The sequence below is a fragment of the Streptomyces sp. NPDC044044 genome, assembly GCF_056434405.1.
This window is the reverse complement of the sequence record NZ_JBWKFG010000005.1, coordinates 141,349-156,101: the sequence shown is the minus strand read 5'-3', so window position 1 is coordinate 156,101 and position 14,753 is coordinate 141,349. Positions and strand designations below refer to the sequence as shown.

Annotated in this window: 14 protein-coding genes and 1 riboswitch; of the genes, 7 read left to right on the top strand and 7 right to left on the bottom strand. The window is 69.2% G+C overall.

From position 1 onward, the window contains the following. Positions 1–10: 10 nt before the first annotated feature. Entirely contained in the window at positions 11–1,201 is a 1,191-nt protein-coding gene (locus tag AC07AG_RS20340; RefSeq protein WP_478756453.1) for an MFS transporter, read from the bottom strand. A gap of 190 nt (positions 1,202–1,391) precedes the next feature. Here AC07AG_RS20340 and AC07AG_RS20335 point away from each other — a divergent pair, with 190 nt between their 5' ends. Then, positions 1,392–2,150, top strand: a complete 759-nt coding sequence (locus AC07AG_RS20335) for a polysaccharide deacetylase family protein (RefSeq protein WP_478756452.1) — start codon at positions 1,392–1,394, stop codon at positions 2,148–2,150. A 3-nt stretch (positions 2,151–2,153) separates the two neighbouring features. Here AC07AG_RS20335 and AC07AG_RS20330 read toward each other — a convergent pair whose 3' ends face one another. After that, a complete protein-coding gene (locus tag AC07AG_RS20330; protein WP_478756451.1) occupies positions 2,154–2,378 on the bottom strand; it encodes a hypothetical protein in 225 nt (74 codons plus the stop codon). Then, entirely contained in the window at positions 2,375–2,587 is a 213-nt protein-coding gene (locus AC07AG_RS20325) for a hypothetical protein (RefSeq protein ID WP_478756450.1), read from the bottom strand. Before AC07AG_RS20325 ends, AC07AG_RS20330 begins: the two co-directional genes overlap by 4 nt. 116 nt (positions 2,588–2,703) lie before the next feature. Here AC07AG_RS20325 and AC07AG_RS20320 point away from each other — a divergent pair, with 116 nt between their 5' ends. The 3 genes from AC07AG_RS20320 to AC07AG_RS20310 all read left to right on the top strand — a co-directional run bounded on the left by AC07AG_RS20320 (position 2,704) and on the right by AC07AG_RS20310 (position 5,359). Then, positions 2,704–3,546, top strand: a complete 843-nt coding sequence (locus AC07AG_RS20320) for a helix-turn-helix domain-containing protein (RefSeq protein WP_478756449.1) — start codon at positions 2,704–2,706, stop codon at positions 3,544–3,546. Next, complete coding sequence (locus tag AC07AG_RS20315) at positions 3,527–3,802, top strand: DUF397 domain-containing protein (protein WP_478756448.1); 276 nt, start codon at positions 3,527–3,529, stop codon at positions 3,800–3,802. Before AC07AG_RS20320 ends, AC07AG_RS20315 begins: the two co-directional genes overlap by 20 nt. Positions 3,803–4,135: 333 nt before the next feature. Then, positions 4,136–5,359, top strand: coding sequence for a lipase family protein (locus AC07AG_RS20310; RefSeq protein WP_478756447.1), 1,224 nt, complete (start codon positions 4,136–4,138; stop codon positions 5,357–5,359). 125 nt (positions 5,360–5,484) lie between these two features. Here AC07AG_RS20310 and groL read toward each other — a convergent pair whose 3' ends face one another. The 4 genes from groL to thrC all read right to left on the bottom strand — a co-directional run bounded on the left by groL (position 5,485) and on the right by thrC (position 9,765). Further along, positions 5,485–7,110 (bottom strand): chaperonin GroEL, encoded by a 1,626-nt coding sequence (gene groL, locus AC07AG_RS20305; RefSeq protein WP_055551550.1) that lies wholly within the window; start codon positions 7,108–7,110, stop codon positions 5,485–5,487. A gap of 337 nt (positions 7,111–7,447) precedes the next feature. After that, entirely contained in the window at positions 7,448–7,651 is a 204-nt protein-coding gene (locus AC07AG_RS20300; protein ID WP_005315736.1) for a cold-shock protein, read from the bottom strand. A 424-nt stretch (positions 7,652–8,075) separates the two neighbouring features. Next, on the bottom strand, positions 8,076–8,351 hold the full coding sequence (locus tag AC07AG_RS20295; protein ID WP_249589202.1) for a MoaD/ThiS family protein: 276 nt from the start codon (positions 8,349–8,351) through the stop codon (positions 8,076–8,078). A 106-nt stretch (positions 8,352–8,457) separates the two neighbouring features. After that, positions 8,458–9,765, bottom strand: a complete 1,308-nt coding sequence (gene thrC / locus AC07AG_RS20290; protein ID WP_478756446.1) for a threonine synthase — start codon at positions 9,763–9,765, stop codon at positions 8,458–8,460. Positions 9,766–9,782: 17 nt separating this feature from the next. Beyond that, positions 9,783–9,917, bottom strand: a riboswitch (SAM riboswitch). Between the two features lie 168 nt (positions 9,918–10,085). Here thrC and AC07AG_RS20285 point away from each other — a divergent pair. From AC07AG_RS20285 to AC07AG_RS20275, 3 genes are all read left to right on the top strand, one after another. Next, on the top strand, positions 10,086–11,030 hold the full coding sequence (locus AC07AG_RS20285) for a glucosyl-3-phosphoglycerate synthase (RefSeq protein WP_478756445.1): 945 nt from the start codon (positions 10,086–10,088) through the stop codon (positions 11,028–11,030). An 89-nt stretch (positions 11,031–11,119) separates the two neighbouring features. Beyond that, entirely contained in the window at positions 11,120–13,189 is a 2,070-nt protein-coding gene (locus tag AC07AG_RS20280; RefSeq protein WP_478756444.1) for a DUF7927 domain-containing protein, read from the top strand. A 104-nt stretch (positions 13,190–13,293) separates the two neighbouring features. Next, positions 13,294–14,706, top strand: a complete 1,413-nt coding sequence (locus AC07AG_RS20275; protein WP_478756443.1) for an alpha,alpha-trehalose-phosphate synthase (UDP-forming) — start codon at positions 13,294–13,296, stop codon at positions 14,704–14,706. The last annotated feature ends 47 nt before the right edge of the window (positions 14,707–14,753 follow it).

Genomic DNA, 14,753 nt, shown 5'->3' with positions numbered 1-14,753 from the left:
GGGGTGCCGCCTACGCCGTTCCCCCCACCGGCCGCCGCAGCAGATAGACCCCCGCGGACGAGACCAGCACCGCCATGCACGCGATGAACACGAGCCCCGCCCCCTCAAGGCCCATCGGACCCGTCAGCAGCCCCACCCCGATGACCGGCAGCGAGATGCCCGTGTACGCCACCACGAACAGCGTCGAGATCACCGCCGCACGCCGGTCCGCGGGAGATGCCTCGGCCACCGCCGACAGCGCCCCGCGGAACGCGAGACCCTGACCGCACCCGCCGACCACCGCGCTGAGCACCACCAGTGACAGCAGATCCCAGTGCAGCGCGCCCGCGAGCAGCGCCAGGCCGGCGAGGAGTCCGGCGCAGCCCAGTGGCAGTGACCGCCCCACCCCGACCCGGCCGGTCGCCAACTGCCCCGCGGTCGAGGCGAAGAAGGCCAGCGCGACGACAAGCCCGCTCACCGCGTGGTTCTCCACGTCCAGGGACTCCGCGAGGAACGCCGGGCTGACCGAGGTGAACACCCCGAACAGCGCGAACCCCACGAACGAGGCGATCCCCGCGGGCACGAACACCGCTCGCACCTGCGGGGGCACCCCGGGCCGCTGCGGCCGTACCGTGCTCAGCGGTCGCGTCTGCCGCACCGTCTCCGGAAGCCGCAGCAGGACGACGGCCGAGACGGCGACCAGTGCGAGGTGCACGACGAACGGCAGGTACAGCGGCCAGGCGGCGTACTGCGCGAGCACACCGGCGAGCAGCGGACCGCAGCCGAGGCCGCCCATGTTGGCGGCCGTCGCCACGAACGTGGCCCGGGATGCGCCCACGTCCGGCGCCCTGTCCATCACGTACGCCGTGGCGGCCCCGGTGAACAGCCCTGCGGACAGGCCCGAGAGCAGCCGACCCGCATACAGCCAGCCCATCCCGACGGCGCACAGGAAACAGACGGCGCTCGCCGCCGCGCACGCCAGGCCCCACAGCAGCACCGGACGCCGGCCCACGGCGTCCGAGACGTTGCCCGCGAGAAGCAGCACGCCGATGACCGCGAAGGCGTACACGGCGTACACGACGGTGACCGTCAGCTCGGAGAACCCGAACTTCTCCTGGTAGAGGCCGTAGAGGGGAGTCGGCAGCGTGGTGCCCGCCATGCACACGGCGAACACCGCCCCGCTGAGGAGGCACTGGCGCCAACGCCGTTGATCAACGTCCATGCCGCCGACGCTAACCCCGCACACCGCCCCGCCCCGGTCGCCGCTCGGAGTTGTCCGCGAACTTCCCCGGAATTGTCCTTGATCGGTAACGGACTCCGCTGGGGTGCATCCCCCGCCCCCCATTCCTCGTCCTGCCAGGTGGCCGCGAGGGACCGGAGCGCGGCAAGGGACGGGACGCAAAGGGGCGGACATGGCGCGGCACAGCGGTGGGCGTGGCTGGTACGGCAAGTTGATCGGGGCCGCGCTCGGGGTGACGATGCTCGCCACCGGCGCCTCGGTGTGGACCGCACAGGCCTCGGGCGAATCGTCACCGGCGGCGAAGGCACCGGCCAAGGCCGTCAAGCCGGTCTCGGCGACCATCGCCCACTCCTCGGAGGCCGGGGAGCGCGGCATCAACCTCACCATCGACGACGGCCCCGACCCCAAGTGGACCCCCGAAGTCCTCGCCGTCCTGCGGGAGTACGACGTGAAGGCCACCTTCTGCATGGTGGGGACGCAGGCCGAGGCCCACCCGGACATGGTGAAGAAGGTCGTCGCGGCCGGGCACCGGCTGTGCGACCACTCGGTGTCGCACAACACCGGCATGGACAAGGACACCAAGGCCTACCAGTCCAAGCAGATCCTCGACGCCGAACGCATGATCACCAACGCGTCCGGCGGCGTACGACCGATGTACTACCGCGCACCCGGCGGTGCCTTCACCCCCTACAGCCGCAAGCTCGCCGCCGACCGGGGCATGCGCCCGCTCGGCTGGAACGTGGACACCAAGGACTTCGAGCGTCCGGGCACGGACGCCATCGTCGCCACGGTCGAGCGGGAGCTGCCCAACGGCCCGACGCTCCTCTTCCACGACGCGGGCGGCGACCGTACCCAGACCGTCGAGTCCCTGCGCACGCTCATCCCCCGGCTCAAGAACCAGGGCTACACCTTCGGCTTCCCGGTGCGCTGACCTTCACGGCAGCCGCCGCTCCCGGTTGAGCTGCCGCACCTTCTCCCGCAGCACCTCGCCCGGTGGCGCCTGCCCGACCGACTCCGGCGGGCAGTCCCACTCCCGGCCCCCGCACAGCGGCCTGAGCTGTACGAGACCGCCCTCGCACCCCATGACCTGTCCGACGCTGCCGTCCCGGAAGTCGACGGCGTACGTCCCCGCCTCCGGCACGCTCGGGTCGTCGTTCACCGCGTGCCCTCCAGTACGGCGGCCAGCCGCAGCGCCGTGTCGAGGTTGCAGCGCCCCAACTCGACCAAGGGAAGCGCCCCTTCGGCCGCCGCCGTCAGCGGGTCCATCCGCAGGGACGGCAGCCTGACGCCGACCTCTTCGAGCCCCGCTCTCAACTGCCGCACGGCCTCCTCCGCCGCCCGCACTCGTTCCTCCGCCGTCAGCGCCATGGTCTCTGCCTCTCACACTGGGTGTTGCTGATTCCTCACCCAGAGTGGTCGGCTGTGCGTAGCCTTGGAAGCACCGTCGACCCAACAACCCCTCGTGTTCACTGGAGGAGTTGCCCATGACCCGCCCCAAGGACCTCGACCCCTCGTCCAACCCCCGAGCCCTCCTCGGCTGCGAACTGCGCCACGCCCGCGAGCGAGCGGGCCTCACCCAGGAGGCACTCGGGGCGCCGCTGTTCGTCAGCGGCTCCTTCATCGGCCAACTGGAGGCTGGTACGCGCAGGATGCACTTGGAGTACGCCCATCACTTCGACGAAGTCCTCGGCACGGGGGGCTTCTTCGCCCGCAACTGCAAGGCGGTCGCGAAGTCGAAGTACCCGGATCACTTCGCGGAGGCGGCGGAGGCGGAAGCCGCCGCCACGGCCATCAAGCAGTACACGACCCTGCTGATCCCTGGGCTGCTCCAGACGAAGGCGTACGCGAAAGAGATCTTCCGCGCCTACCACCCGACAGCGACGGACGACACGATCAACTCCCAGGTGGAGGTGCGGCTCGAACGCGCCCATCTCCTCGACGACCCAACAACGCCGCTGTTATGGGCGGTTGTTGACGAGGCGGCCCTCAGGCGGGTGGTGGGCAGCGGCGCAGTGATGGCAGAGGCCCTGCGCCACGTCGCAGCCCTCGCGCGGAAGCACCGCATCATCGTGCAGGTGCTGCCGTTCGGCGCCGGGGCGCACGCATCGATGGCCGGAACGCTGAAACTCATGGAGTTCGCCGATGCACCACCGCTCTGCTTCGTCGAGGGTCCGGACATGGGGAAGCTACTCGACGACCCGGCCACCATCGCCCGTCACACTCTGATGCTCAATCTCCTCCAGGCGGCAGCTCTCTCCCCTCCGAAATCCCTGGCCCTGATCGAGTCGGTGGCGCAGGATTACGAGCATGGAGAACAGCACCCGTGAGTACGAGTACGAGCTGAGCACGGCGGTCTGGCACAAGTCCAGCTACAGCGGCGGCGATGGTGGCAACTGCCTGGAGGTTGCCACCTGGCGCAAGTCCACGTACAGCGGCGGCAGTGGCAGCGACTGCCTCGAAGTGGCCGACGGGCACCCGGAGATCGTCCCCGTACGCGACTCCAAGAACCCCGAAGGACCACGGCTGACGTTCCGCGCCGCCGCCTGGTCCGCATTCGTCGCGGATCTCAAGAAGGCCGACTAACCCATCCTCCGGTCACCTTCGCGACATACTTCCGCGCCCGCGGCACGCGAAGGCTGACCGAGTTGGACGCTGACACGGCCCACGAGGCCCCGCACTCGTAGGCCCCCGGCCGGGCCCTCGCCGGTCGGGGGCCCACCCCCGGAACACGCATGTCCCGGAAGGCGACGGGCGGCGGACGAACCGGCCACCGCGCCCCTGTCCGAAAGGCCCCCGCTCCCCGAGTGGAAAGCCGGGACCACCTACCGGCCGCTACCCGACGTATCGAAGATGACACCGAACGTCATCGGAGTGCATGTCATCGAAGTCGGAGTCGCACCCCCGGAGGGGACCCTCATGACCGAGCCCAACGAACAGCAGATCGCCGAGGCCTTGCGCGCCCACCCGCCGATCACCCTGGCGCCTGGCCCCAGGGAAGCCGCCACAGCCGCGCCCGAGCCCGACCAGACCTGGGAGCTGCCGGGCGGCACCGCGTGGGTGTATCTCGCGGATGCCGAGCAGGGCCTGCGCCGACCGGTGATCCTCGCGGACGGCTTCAACATCGGGCCGAGCGATCTCGACTTCTCGTGGGAGACCCTGGAGCGCGGCCCGTACGCGTTCATCAGCGCACTGCGGGCCCGCGAGAGGGACGTCATCCTGCTCGGCTTCGACGAGCGCAGTGCCTCGATCCTGGACAACGCGGCGGTCGCCAGGGCCGCCGCCCAGGAGGCGATCCGGCGGCGCACGGGCGAGCACCGGCTGACCGTCGGCGGCTTCAGCATGGGCGGCCTCGTCGCGCGGTACGCGCTCGCGAAGATGGAGCACGACGGCGAAGAGCACGAGACCACGCTGTACTTCTCCTACGACAGCCCGCACCGCGGTGCCTGGATCCCCATCGCGCTCCAGGCCTTCGCGCACTACATCCGGCGCCTGAACGACTCGTTCTCGACGCAGATGAACAGCCCGGCGGCGCGGCAGTTGCTGTGGCAGCACATCGCGGAGTGGGACGACACCCCGGAGACCGACAAGCAGCGCACCGAGTTCCTCGCGGAGTTGGAGCGGGTCGGCGGCTGGCCGCGGCACCCGCACAAGATCGGCGTGTCCAACGGTGTGCGCACCGGTGAGAGCAACGGCGTCCCCGCGGGCGAGCGGGCGTTCCGCGGCAAGGGCCTGACCATCACGGGCACCAACCTCTACACCCAGTCCGCGGGGGTGGACCAACTGGTCGCCCAGCTGCGGGTGGTGACCCTGCGCAAGCCGAAGATCCATACCTCGGCCCTGCCCGAGATCGACGGCGCACCCGGCGGCACCCTGGAGGGCTTCGGCATCCTCGCCGACGAGCTCGACAAGATCCCGGCGTTCATCGGCCTCGGCTCGGAGGCGGAGATCCGCGAGCACTGCTTCGTCCCCGCGGTCAGCGCCATCGCCCTGCGCGAGATCGACGACCACAGCAAGCTGTACGACCCGGTCGCGGACTCCGAGGACAGTGAGCTCGACGAGTACCTCTGCGCCGCGCAGAACGAGGGCCACACCCTGGTCACCGAAGACCTCTGCACCTGGATCCTGGACCGCCTGCCGTAGTCCGCACGGCTCCCGGCGCCCGGCTCCCGGCTCCCGGAAAACGCCCGAGGGCGGCACCCCTTCGTGAGAAGGAGTGCCGCCCTCGGTTCGCGTGAAGCGATGAACCACCGAGCCTGCGAAGAGGCTCAGAAGTCCATGTCACCGCCCGGCATGCCGCCGCCGGCCGGGGCAGCGCCCGCCTTCTCCGGCTTGTCGGCGATGACGGCCTCGGTGGTGAGGAACAGCGCGGCGATGGACGCGGCGTTCTGCAGGGCAGAGCGCGTGACCTTCGCCGGGTCGAGGATGCCCTCGGCGATCATGTCGACGTACTCACCGGTCGCGGCGTTCAGGCCGTGGCCGACGGTCAGGTTGCGCACCTTCTCGACGACGACACCACCCTCAAGGCCGGCGTTGACCGCGATCTGCTTCAGCGGGGCCTCGAGGGCCAGCTTCACAGCGGCGGCACCGGTGGCCTCGTCGCCCTCGAGCTCAAGCTTCTCGAAGACAGCGGCGGCCTGGATGAGGGCCACGCCACCACCGGCGACGATGCCCTCTTCGACGGCGGCCTTCGCGTTGCGAACGGCGTCCTCGATGCGGTGCTTGCGCTCCTTGAGCTCGACCTCGGTCGCGGCACCGGCCTTGATGACCGCAACACCGCCGGCGAGCTTCGCCAGGCGCTCCTGCAGCTTCTCGCGGTCGTAGTCGCTGTCCGAGTTCTCGATCTCGGCGCGGATCTGGTTGACGCGACCCTGGACCTGGTCGCTCTCACCGGAGCCGTCGACGATCGTGGTCTCGTCCTTGGTGATGACGACCTTGCGGGCACGGCCCAGGAGGTCGAGGCCCGCGTTCTCCAGCTTGAGGCCGACTTCCTCGGAGATGACGGTGCCACCGGTGAGGATGGCGATGTCGCCGAGCATGGCCTTGCGGCGGTCACCGAAGCCCGGGGCCTTGACGGCGACGGACTTGAAGGTGCCACGGATCTTGTTGACGACCAGGGTCGACAGGGCCTCGCCCTCGACGTCCTCGGCGATGATCAGCAGCGGCTTGCCGGACTGCATGACCTTCTCGAGGAGCGGAAGGAGGTCCTTCACGTTCGAGATCTTCGAGTTGACGATCAGGATGTACGGGTCGTCGAGCGACGCCTCCATACGCTCCATGTCGGTGGCGAAGTACGCCGAGATGTAGCCCTTGTCGAAGCGCATGCCCTCGGTGAGCTCAAGCTCGAGCCCGAAGGTCTGCGACTCCTCGACGGTGATGACGCCTTCCTTGCCGACCTTGTCCATCGCCTCGGCGATGAGCTCGCCGATCTGGGTGTCGGCGGCGGAGATGGAGGCGGTCGAAGCGATCTGCTCCTTGGTCTCCACGTCCTTGGCCTGCTCGAGCAGGGCGCCCGAGACGGCCTCGACGGCCTTCTCGATGCCACGCTTGAGGGCCATCGGGTTGGCACCGGCGGCTACGTTGCGCAGGCCCTCGCGGACCAGCGCCTGCGCCAGGACGGTCGCGGTCGTCGTGCCGTCACCGGCGACGTCGTCCGTCTTCTTCGCGACCTCCTTGACCAGCTCGGCGCCGATCTTCTCGTACGGGTCCTCGAGCTCGATCTCCTTGGCGATGGAAACACCATCGTTGGTGATCGTGGGGGCACCCCACTTCTTCTCGAGGACGACGTTGCGACCCTTGGGGCCCAGGGTCACCTTGACGGCGTCGGCGAGCTGGTTCATGCCGCGCTCGAGGCCGCGCCGTGCCTCCTCGTCGAACGCGATGATCTTGGCCATGTGAAGTGGTCCTCCCGGACAGGGGTGGCATGCTCCGGATCGCGCCAGTGCCCGCGACGGACGGCCTGCAAACCGTGTGGTTCCTTGCCCCACCCGGCCTGCGGGCCTCACCGACCCGATCCAAGTTCTGTCACTCTCACTGGGAGAGTGCTAAGCCCAATGATTAGCACTCGACCCCTACGAGTGCAAGCGCCTCTTACGGATCCCAGACGTACGAGGGGTGCCTGCCCCGATGACGTTTGAGGGGCGCGCGCCCCGTGACGCACGAGGGGCCCGTACCCCTGTCGGGATACGGGCCCCTCGTCACTCGCTAAGTCGCTGGCCGATCGCGCCGAGATCAAACGGCGAGCTTGACCATGTCCGCCTGCGGACCCTTCTGGCCCTGCGAGATCTCGAACTCAACTCGCTGACCTTCTTCAAGGGTGCGGTAGCCGTCCATCTGAATCGCGCTGTAGTGGACGAAAACATCCGCACCACCGTCGACCGCGATGAAGCCGTACCCCTTCTCCGCGTTGAACCACTTGACGGTGCCCTGAGCCATGCCTAACTCCCCTATTACTGGCCCTTGCACGGACCCGCACTTCGCGGACCCGGGTCAGACCTCACCCCCCCAATGGGTTGTGGAGGCGTGCGCCGGAACGCGTCGACCGCGGCTGAATGTATCTGTCCAACTGCCCTCTGCAACAGGTCAATCGGACGAGAATTCTGGGCACGCCTGATCGGAAATATGCGGAGGATTTACCGGAGTTCAGGGCAAGTCGGGCCAGACAAATGCCACGAGAAGGGCAAATGGGCAGTGCACTTTGGCTACTTCTTGTCGCCCTCGGGGCGACTTCGTATATGCGCTCGGCACAAACGGGGAAGCTCGCTTCCCAACTGTACCGCGCTCAACCACATGGAATTGCCCCCTCCACTTCTCTCGCGGAGGGGGCAATGAAGATTACGCAGGGTGTTTCTTTAAAGGATCAACCACCGGCGACGGCGGGAATGATCGAGACCCCCGCGCCGTCCGGCGTCGCCGTCTGAAGGCCCTGCTCGAACCGGACGTCGTCGTCGTTCACGTACACGTTCACGAAGCGCCGCAGCTTGCCCTGGTCGTCCAGGACACGGGCCGCGATACCGGCGTGCTTGGCCTCCAGGTCGGCGATGACCTCGGAGAGGGTCGCCCCCTCGGCGGCGACCTCGGACTGACCGCCGGTGTAGGTGCGAAGAATGGTGGGGATGCGGACCTTGACGCTCATGAATTCACCTCGGTAGTTCAGGAGGGGCGCCCGTCTGGGGCGCCCCTTCAGGGGCGCGGGGAACTGCGCGACCAGCCACAGCCGGCTCGCAGTCAAGCGAACAGGCTCAGCCTGCAAGCCCTGCGGCGCGGAACGCGTCAAGGCTGGGCCGGATGGTAGCGGTGGCCTGCGAAGTCTCAGCGACAGCGTCAAGCGTCTTGAGGCCGTCACCGGTGTTCAGGACCACCGTGGTCAGCGAGGGGTCGATGAGCCCCGCCTCGATCAGCTTCTTCGTGACGCCCACGGTCACACCACCGGCGGTCTCCGCGAAGATCCCCTCGGTCCTGGCGAGCAGCTTGATCGCGTCGACGACCTGCTCGTCGTTCACGTCCTCCACCGCACCGCCCGTGCGACGCGCGATGTCCAGGACGTACGGCCCGTCGGCGGGGTTGCCGATGGCCAGCGACTTGGCGATGGTGTCCGGCTTCTGCGGGCGTACGACGTCGTGCCCGGCCTTGAAGGCGGTCGACACCGGGGAGCAGCCCTCGGCCTGGGCACCGAAGATCTTGTAGGGCTTGTCCTCGACGAGGCCGAGCGCGATGAGCTCCTTGAGCCCCTTGTCGATCTTCGTGAGCTGCGAGCCCGAGGCGATCGGGATGACCAGCTGGTCGGGAAGGACCCACCCCAGCTGCTCGCAGATCTCGTACGCGAGGGTCTTGGAGCCCTCGCCGTAGTACGGCCGCAGGTTGACGTTCACGAAGCCCCAGCCCTCGCCCAGCGGGTCGCCGATGAGCTCGGAGCAGAAGCGGTTCACGTCGTCGTAGTTGCCCTCGATGCCGACGAGCTCGCCGCCGTAGACCGCGGCCATGACGACCTTGCCCTGCTCCAGGTCGTGCGGGATGAACACGCAGGAGCGGAAGCCGGCGCGGGCTGCGGCGGCGCCCACGGCACCGGCAAGGTTGCCGGTGGAGGAGCAGGAGAGGGTGGTGAAGCCGAACGCGCGCGCCGCCTCGATGGCCTGCGCGACGACACGGTCCTTGAAGGAGTGCGTCGGGTTGCCGGAGTCGTCCTTGACGAACAACTTGCCCTGTGCGACGCCGAGTTCACGCGCGAGGTTGTCCGCCTTGACGAGCTTGGTCCAGCCGGGGTTGATGTTCGGCTTGGACGCCACGTCCGCAGGGACGGGCAGCAGGGGCGCGTAGCGCCAGATGTTGTCGGGGCCGGACTCGATCTGCTTCCGGAGCGCCTCGGGGTCACCGGTCGGCAGGTCGTACGCCACTTCGAGCGGGCCGAAACAGGCCTCGCAGGCGAAGATCGGGCCGAGGGCGTACAGCTCGCCGCACTCGCGGCAGGAAAGGCCCGATGCGGGGCCGAGGTCCACAGAACCCGTGGTGGAGGGGGTGTTTTCGTTCGTTGCGACAGTCTGCGCAGCCATGGAGGCGAGGCCCTTTCTCCTCATCTTCCCCGTGACGCATCTCGTCACGAGACGGAATTGGCACCTTCCCCACCGAGACCTCGCGTGCGCGGTCGGCGGGATGGTTGCCGGGGCTTCAACGGGCCGTATCCCTCTGCCCCTCTGGATGAGCGGTATGGCGCCGGGGCTTCAGGGGCCCAGGGCATTTGTTACGCGTCGACCCCCGACATGCGATGGTCATCCGCGTTGTTCAAGACTGTAACCGACGGCCTGGACCCTTGAGATAGTCGTCCGAACCGCGAGATGGATCACATGTAGGCCACACACAGGAGGAGCAACCCGTGCTGGAAGAGGCCGAGCGCTGGCTGACCAGGCGTTCCTGGTCCGTTGCCGACCGTCCGCTCAGCGCACTCGTCGCCGCCAAACGGGCGTCGGGAGCCTCGGTGAGTGTCGTCCTGCCCGCGCTCGACGAGGAGGAGACGGTCGGGGAGATCGTCGCCGAGATCCGCCGCGAGCTGGTCGAGAAGGCCTGCCTGGTGGACGAGCTCGTGGTGATCGACTCCGGGTCCCGGGACCGCACGGCCGAGGTCGCGCGCGATGCGGGCGCGCGGGTCGTGCACAGGGACGGGATCCTGCCGCGCATCCCGGCCGTGCCCGGCAAGGGCGAGGTCCTGTGGCGCTCACTCCTGGTGACCGGCGGTGACATCGTCGCGTTCGTCGACGCGGACCTCAGGGAGTTCTCGGCGGACTTCGTCACCGGCATCGTCGGCCCGCTCCTGACCGAGCCCGACGTGGACTTCGTGAAGGCGATGTACGACCGCCCGCTGGCCGGAACCGCAGGTCAGGGAGGCCGGGTCACCGAGCTGATGGCGCGCCCGCTGCTGAACATGCACTGGCCCCAACTGGCCGGGTTCGTACAGCCGCTGGGCGGCGAGTACGCGGCACGCAGGTCCCTCCTGGAGCGGCTGCCGTTCCCCGTCGGTTACGGAGTGGAGCTGGGCCTGCTCGTCGACGCGCTGCACACGGTGGGCCTGGACGCGCTCGCGCAGGTCGACGTCGGCGTGCGCAAGCACCGTCACCAGGACGGGCAGGCGCTCGGCCGGATGGCGGCGGCGATCTACCGGACGGCGCAGCTGCGGCTGGCGCGCGGCCATCTCGTACGCCCCGAGCTCACGCAGTTCGAGCGGGGCGAGGACGGGTTCGAGCCGCGTACCCATTCGGTGGACACCGAGGAGCGGCCGCCGATGGCCGACATCGCGGAGTACACGGCTCGCCGCGTGGCGTAACAGCCCAAAGCCGGGCGTTTTGTCTACATTTCCCATTTATGTGGGTCAGACAGGTAATGGGAAGCGCGCGACGCATCGGCGGTGTGGCCATGGCCACGGCCGGACTCGCGGCAGGGGCGCTCGGCGCCGTGGCCGCACCCGCCGCCGCGGATGTGATCGAGCCCTTCGCCAAGCGCTACGACGAATCGCTGTACGGCGACTTCAGGACCATCGGCAACACGGTCATGGGCTGCCCGACAACGCCCGCGGACATGGCGGCGCGCTGCGCCACCGCCGCGGACGGCGAGGGCCGCGACAACAACAACACCTTCGTCATGCAGCGGATCAACGCCGCGGGCATGGACCCCGACCACGGATCGAGCACCGGCCAGGTCGCGATCCCGCCCGGCGCGAAGGTCGCGTACGCACGCCTCTTCTACGGCGGCAACGACGGAACGTACAAGGGCCCCAGCGGCGCCCAGCTCAAGCGCTGCGACATCTCGGGCGCCGACGTGCAGCCCTCCCCCGGCGACCCGCTGGACGCGGTGCCCGCCGTCGGCGTGAACGGCGGACCTCCCTCGAAGGTCACCCCGGCGAACCTGGTCAAGGACCCGGCGTCGACCAACGGCCCGCACTACTACACCGGCGAGGCCGACGTCACGGGCCTCTTCAGCGGCGTCACCGGCACCGGAGACCCCGTCCCGGTCGCGGTCGGCGACATCTGGGCGCCCACCGGCAAGGGCTGCGTCGCGGGCTGGTCCCTCACGGTCGTCTACAAGTACGACGGCCCCAACGACGACCACGCCCCCGACCGCCGCAACGTCTACGTCTACGGCGGCCACGTCCTGCAGCGCTCCACGTCGCCCGCCACCAGCGTCACGGTCGACGGCTTCTACCGCACGGACGGCAAGCCGCGCGCCAGCGTCACCGCGTACGAAGGCGACTGGAACACCCCCGGCGACCGCTTCCAGGTCGGCGGCCAGAACATGACCGAGCAGCACACGGGCAACACCAACAACTTCTTCATCAGCGAGGACGACGGTGCCCTCGACCCGAAGATGACCAACAACCTCTCCATCGACGCCAAGGAGTTCGACGTCACGGGCAGCGGGACCCGCGCCCCGGCCGCCGAGCCGATCCCGGTCGGCGCGACCTCCACGACGCTGAGCTTCTCCACGAAGGGCGACACGTACGTCCCCTCGGCGTTCGCGCTCTCCGTCCCGGTCCCCGACCTGGAGGTGACGAAGACGGCGAGCCCCAAGACGATCAAGCCGGGCGGCACCCTGACCTACACGGTCAAGGCGAAGAACATCAGCAAGCTCGACTACCCGAACGCCAAGTTCAGCGACGACCTGACGGACAACCTCGACGACGCGACGTACAACGACGACGCGAAGGCGAGCACCGGCGACGTCTCGTACACCAAACCGAAGATCAGCTACACCGGCGACATCCCGGCCGGTGAGACCGCGACGGTGACGTACTCGGTCAAGATCAAGGACCCGGTCAGCGGCGACGGCAAGCTGCTCAACAACGTCGACGTCGAGACCCCGCGCTCCAACTGCGACGCGGGCAGCACCGACCCCAAGTGCGGTGCCGCGCCGGTCATCGAGCGGAAGCAGCCGCCGGTCAAGATCACCAACGTGCCCGCACGGCGGACCGCGCCGGTGTGCAGCAGCGTCAAGAACACCATCACCATCAAGAACCCCTCGGGCAGCACGCGCACCGGAGCCACCGCGTCCTGGCAGGTGACGCCCGGCTCGAAGCCCGTCGCGAGCAGCGGCAAGGTCACCAAGCAGGGTTCGAAGTACGTCTGGAAGGGTGACGTCCGCCCGCACGGCAAGGTCACCGTCACCCAGAAGCTGAAGGTCTCCTGCACGGCGGGCCAGGTCAGGGTGGTCACCGTGACGGCGCCCGGCAGCAACTGCCCCGCATCCGTCCGGGGCGGCGACGACCCGTGCACCTCGGCGATCCTCGCCCAGCGGGTGCAGGCACGTCCGGCGCCGCAGGAGCCCCAGGAGCCGCAGAACGGCCCCGTGGGAAGCGCGGACGCCCAGCCTCAGCTGGCCGACACCGGCAGCGACTCGGGCACGATGCTGTACGCGGGTCTCGCGATCGCCCTGTGCGCACTGGGCGCGCTGGCGGTGGCGGCGGCGAGGAGCAGGCGGGACCAGGACTAGCCGCAGGTCTCTGAATTCGCCGAATGCGCCGAATGTATACGGCCGGGCCCGCCACGGGTCCGGCCGTACGTTTGAGCGCTTCCGGGAAGGGCTAGGTTCGGCACATGGTCTCCGAGCACGCTGCCGCCCAGGTCCTCGTCGCGTCCAACCGCGGCCCCGTCACCTACGCCCTGGAGGAGAACGGGGAACTGACGGCCAAGCGGGGCGGCGGAGGACTCGTCTCCGGGCTGAGCGCGATCGGGGACTCCGACGGTTCCGACCCTGCTGCCCTCTGGGTCTGCGCGGCGCTGGGTGACGGCGACCGGGAGGCCGTGCGGCGCGGGGTGGGCGAGCCCGGGGTCCGGATGCTCGACATCGACGCGGGCTCGCACGAGGGGGTGCACGCCGACGCGTACAACGGCATCGCGAACTCGGTGCTGTGGTTCGTCCACCACATGCTCTACCAGACGCCGCTCGAACCGGCCTTCGGACCGGAGTTCCGGGCCCAGTGGGCGTCGTACGAGACCTACAACCGGGCCTTCGCCGAGGCGCTCGCGGAGAGCGCGGCTCAGGGTGCGGCGGTCCTCGTCCAGGACTACCACCTGGCCCTGGTGCCGGGGATGCTGCGCGAACTCCGCCCGGACCTGCGCATCGGCCACTTCTCGCACACGCCGTGGGCGCCGGTGGACTACTTCCGGATGCTGCCGGACGACGTCGCGGAACAGCTCCTGCGGGGCATCCTGGGCGCCGACCGGGCGGCGTTCCTGACGGGTCGGTGGGCGGACGCGTTCACGGAGTGCTGCGTGGCGGTCCTCGGCGGTACGTCGGGTACGCGGATCGGGGTGCACGGGCTCGGGGCGGACGCGGATTTCCTGCGGGAGCGGTCGCGGCGGGCGGACGTGGAGGAGCGGCTTGTCGCGCTGCGGGAGCAGGTGGGGGCGGGCCGAAGGGTGATCGTCCGGGTGGACCGGACGGAACTGTCGAAGAACATCGTGCGGGGGCTGCAGGCGTACCGGGAGCTGCTGGCGTCGTGGCCGGAGTGGCGGGAGCGGGTGGTGCACGTCGCGTTCGCCTACCCGTCGCGGCAGGACCTCGCGGTGTACCGCGATTACACGGCTGAGGTGCAGCGGGTCGCCGACGAGATCAACTCGGAGTACGGCGTGGAGGGTTGGACCCCGGTCGTGCTGCACGTGAAGGACGACTTCGCGCGGTCGCTGGCGGCGTACCGCCTGGCGGACGTGGCGCTGGTGAACCCCATCAGGGACGGGATGAACCTGGTGGCCAAGGAGGTGCCTGTCGTCTCCGACGAGGGGTGTGCGCTGGTGCTTTCGCGGGAGGCGGGGGCGTACGAGGAGCTGGGCGAGGACGCGCTTGTCGTGAACCCGTATGACGTGACGGGGACGGCTGCCGCGTTGCACGCGGGGCTGACGATGCCGGTGGAGGAGCGGGCGGAACGAACGAAACGCCTCGCTGCGGCGGCTACGGCCCTTCCCCCGGCCCAGTGGTTCCTGGACCAGCTGCGGGCGCTGGAGAACTGACTTTCTCCCCCACCCCGCCCCTTCCCGAAAACTCGCTCGGCGCGAGG

What these genes read in the sequence shown, in the direction of transcription:
- AC07AG_RS20340 (WP_478756453.1), bottom strand. Translation starts at nt 1,201, where the DNA reads ATGGACGTTGATCAACGGCGTTGGCGCCAGTGCCTCCTCAGCGGGGCG.
- AC07AG_RS20335 (WP_478756452.1), top strand. Translation starts at nt 1,392, where the DNA reads ATGGCGCGGCACAGCGGTGGGCGTGGCTGGTACGGCAAGTTGATCGGG.
- AC07AG_RS20325 (WP_478756450.1), bottom strand. Translation starts at nt 2,587, where the DNA reads ATGGCGCTGACGGCGGAGGAACGAGTGCGGGCGGCGGAGGAGGCCGTG.
- AC07AG_RS20320 (WP_478756449.1), top strand. Translation starts at nt 2,704, where the DNA reads ATGACCCGCCCCAAGGACCTCGACCCCTCGTCCAACCCCCGAGCCCTC.
- AC07AG_RS20315 (WP_478756448.1), top strand. Translation starts at nt 3,527, where the DNA reads ATGGAGAACAGCACCCGTGAGTACGAGTACGAGCTGAGCACGGCGGTC.
- AC07AG_RS20310 (WP_478756447.1), top strand. Translation starts at nt 4,136, where the DNA reads ATGACCGAGCCCAACGAACAGCAGATCGCCGAGGCCTTGCGCGCCCAC.
- groL (WP_055551550.1), bottom strand. Translation starts at nt 7,110, where the DNA reads ATGGCCAAGATCATCGCGTTCGACGAGGAGGCACGGCGCGGCCTCGAG.
- AC07AG_RS20300 (WP_005315736.1), bottom strand. Translation starts at nt 7,651, where the DNA reads ATGGCTCAGGGCACCGTCAAGTGGTTCAACGCGGAGAAGGGGTACGGC.
- AC07AG_RS20295 (WP_249589202.1), bottom strand. Translation starts at nt 8,351, where the DNA reads ATGAGCGTCAAGGTCCGCATCCCCACCATTCTTCGCACCTACACCGGC.
- thrC (WP_478756446.1), bottom strand. Translation starts at nt 9,765, where the DNA reads ATGGCTGCGCAGACTGTCGCAACGAACGAAAACACCCCCTCCACCACG.
- AC07AG_RS20280 (WP_478756444.1), top strand. Translation starts at nt 11,120, where the DNA reads ATGGCCACGGCCGGACTCGCGGCAGGGGCGCTCGGCGCCGTGGCCGCA.
- AC07AG_RS20275 (WP_478756443.1), top strand. Translation starts at nt 13,294, where the DNA reads ATGGTCTCCGAGCACGCTGCCGCCCAGGTCCTCGTCGCGTCCAACCGC.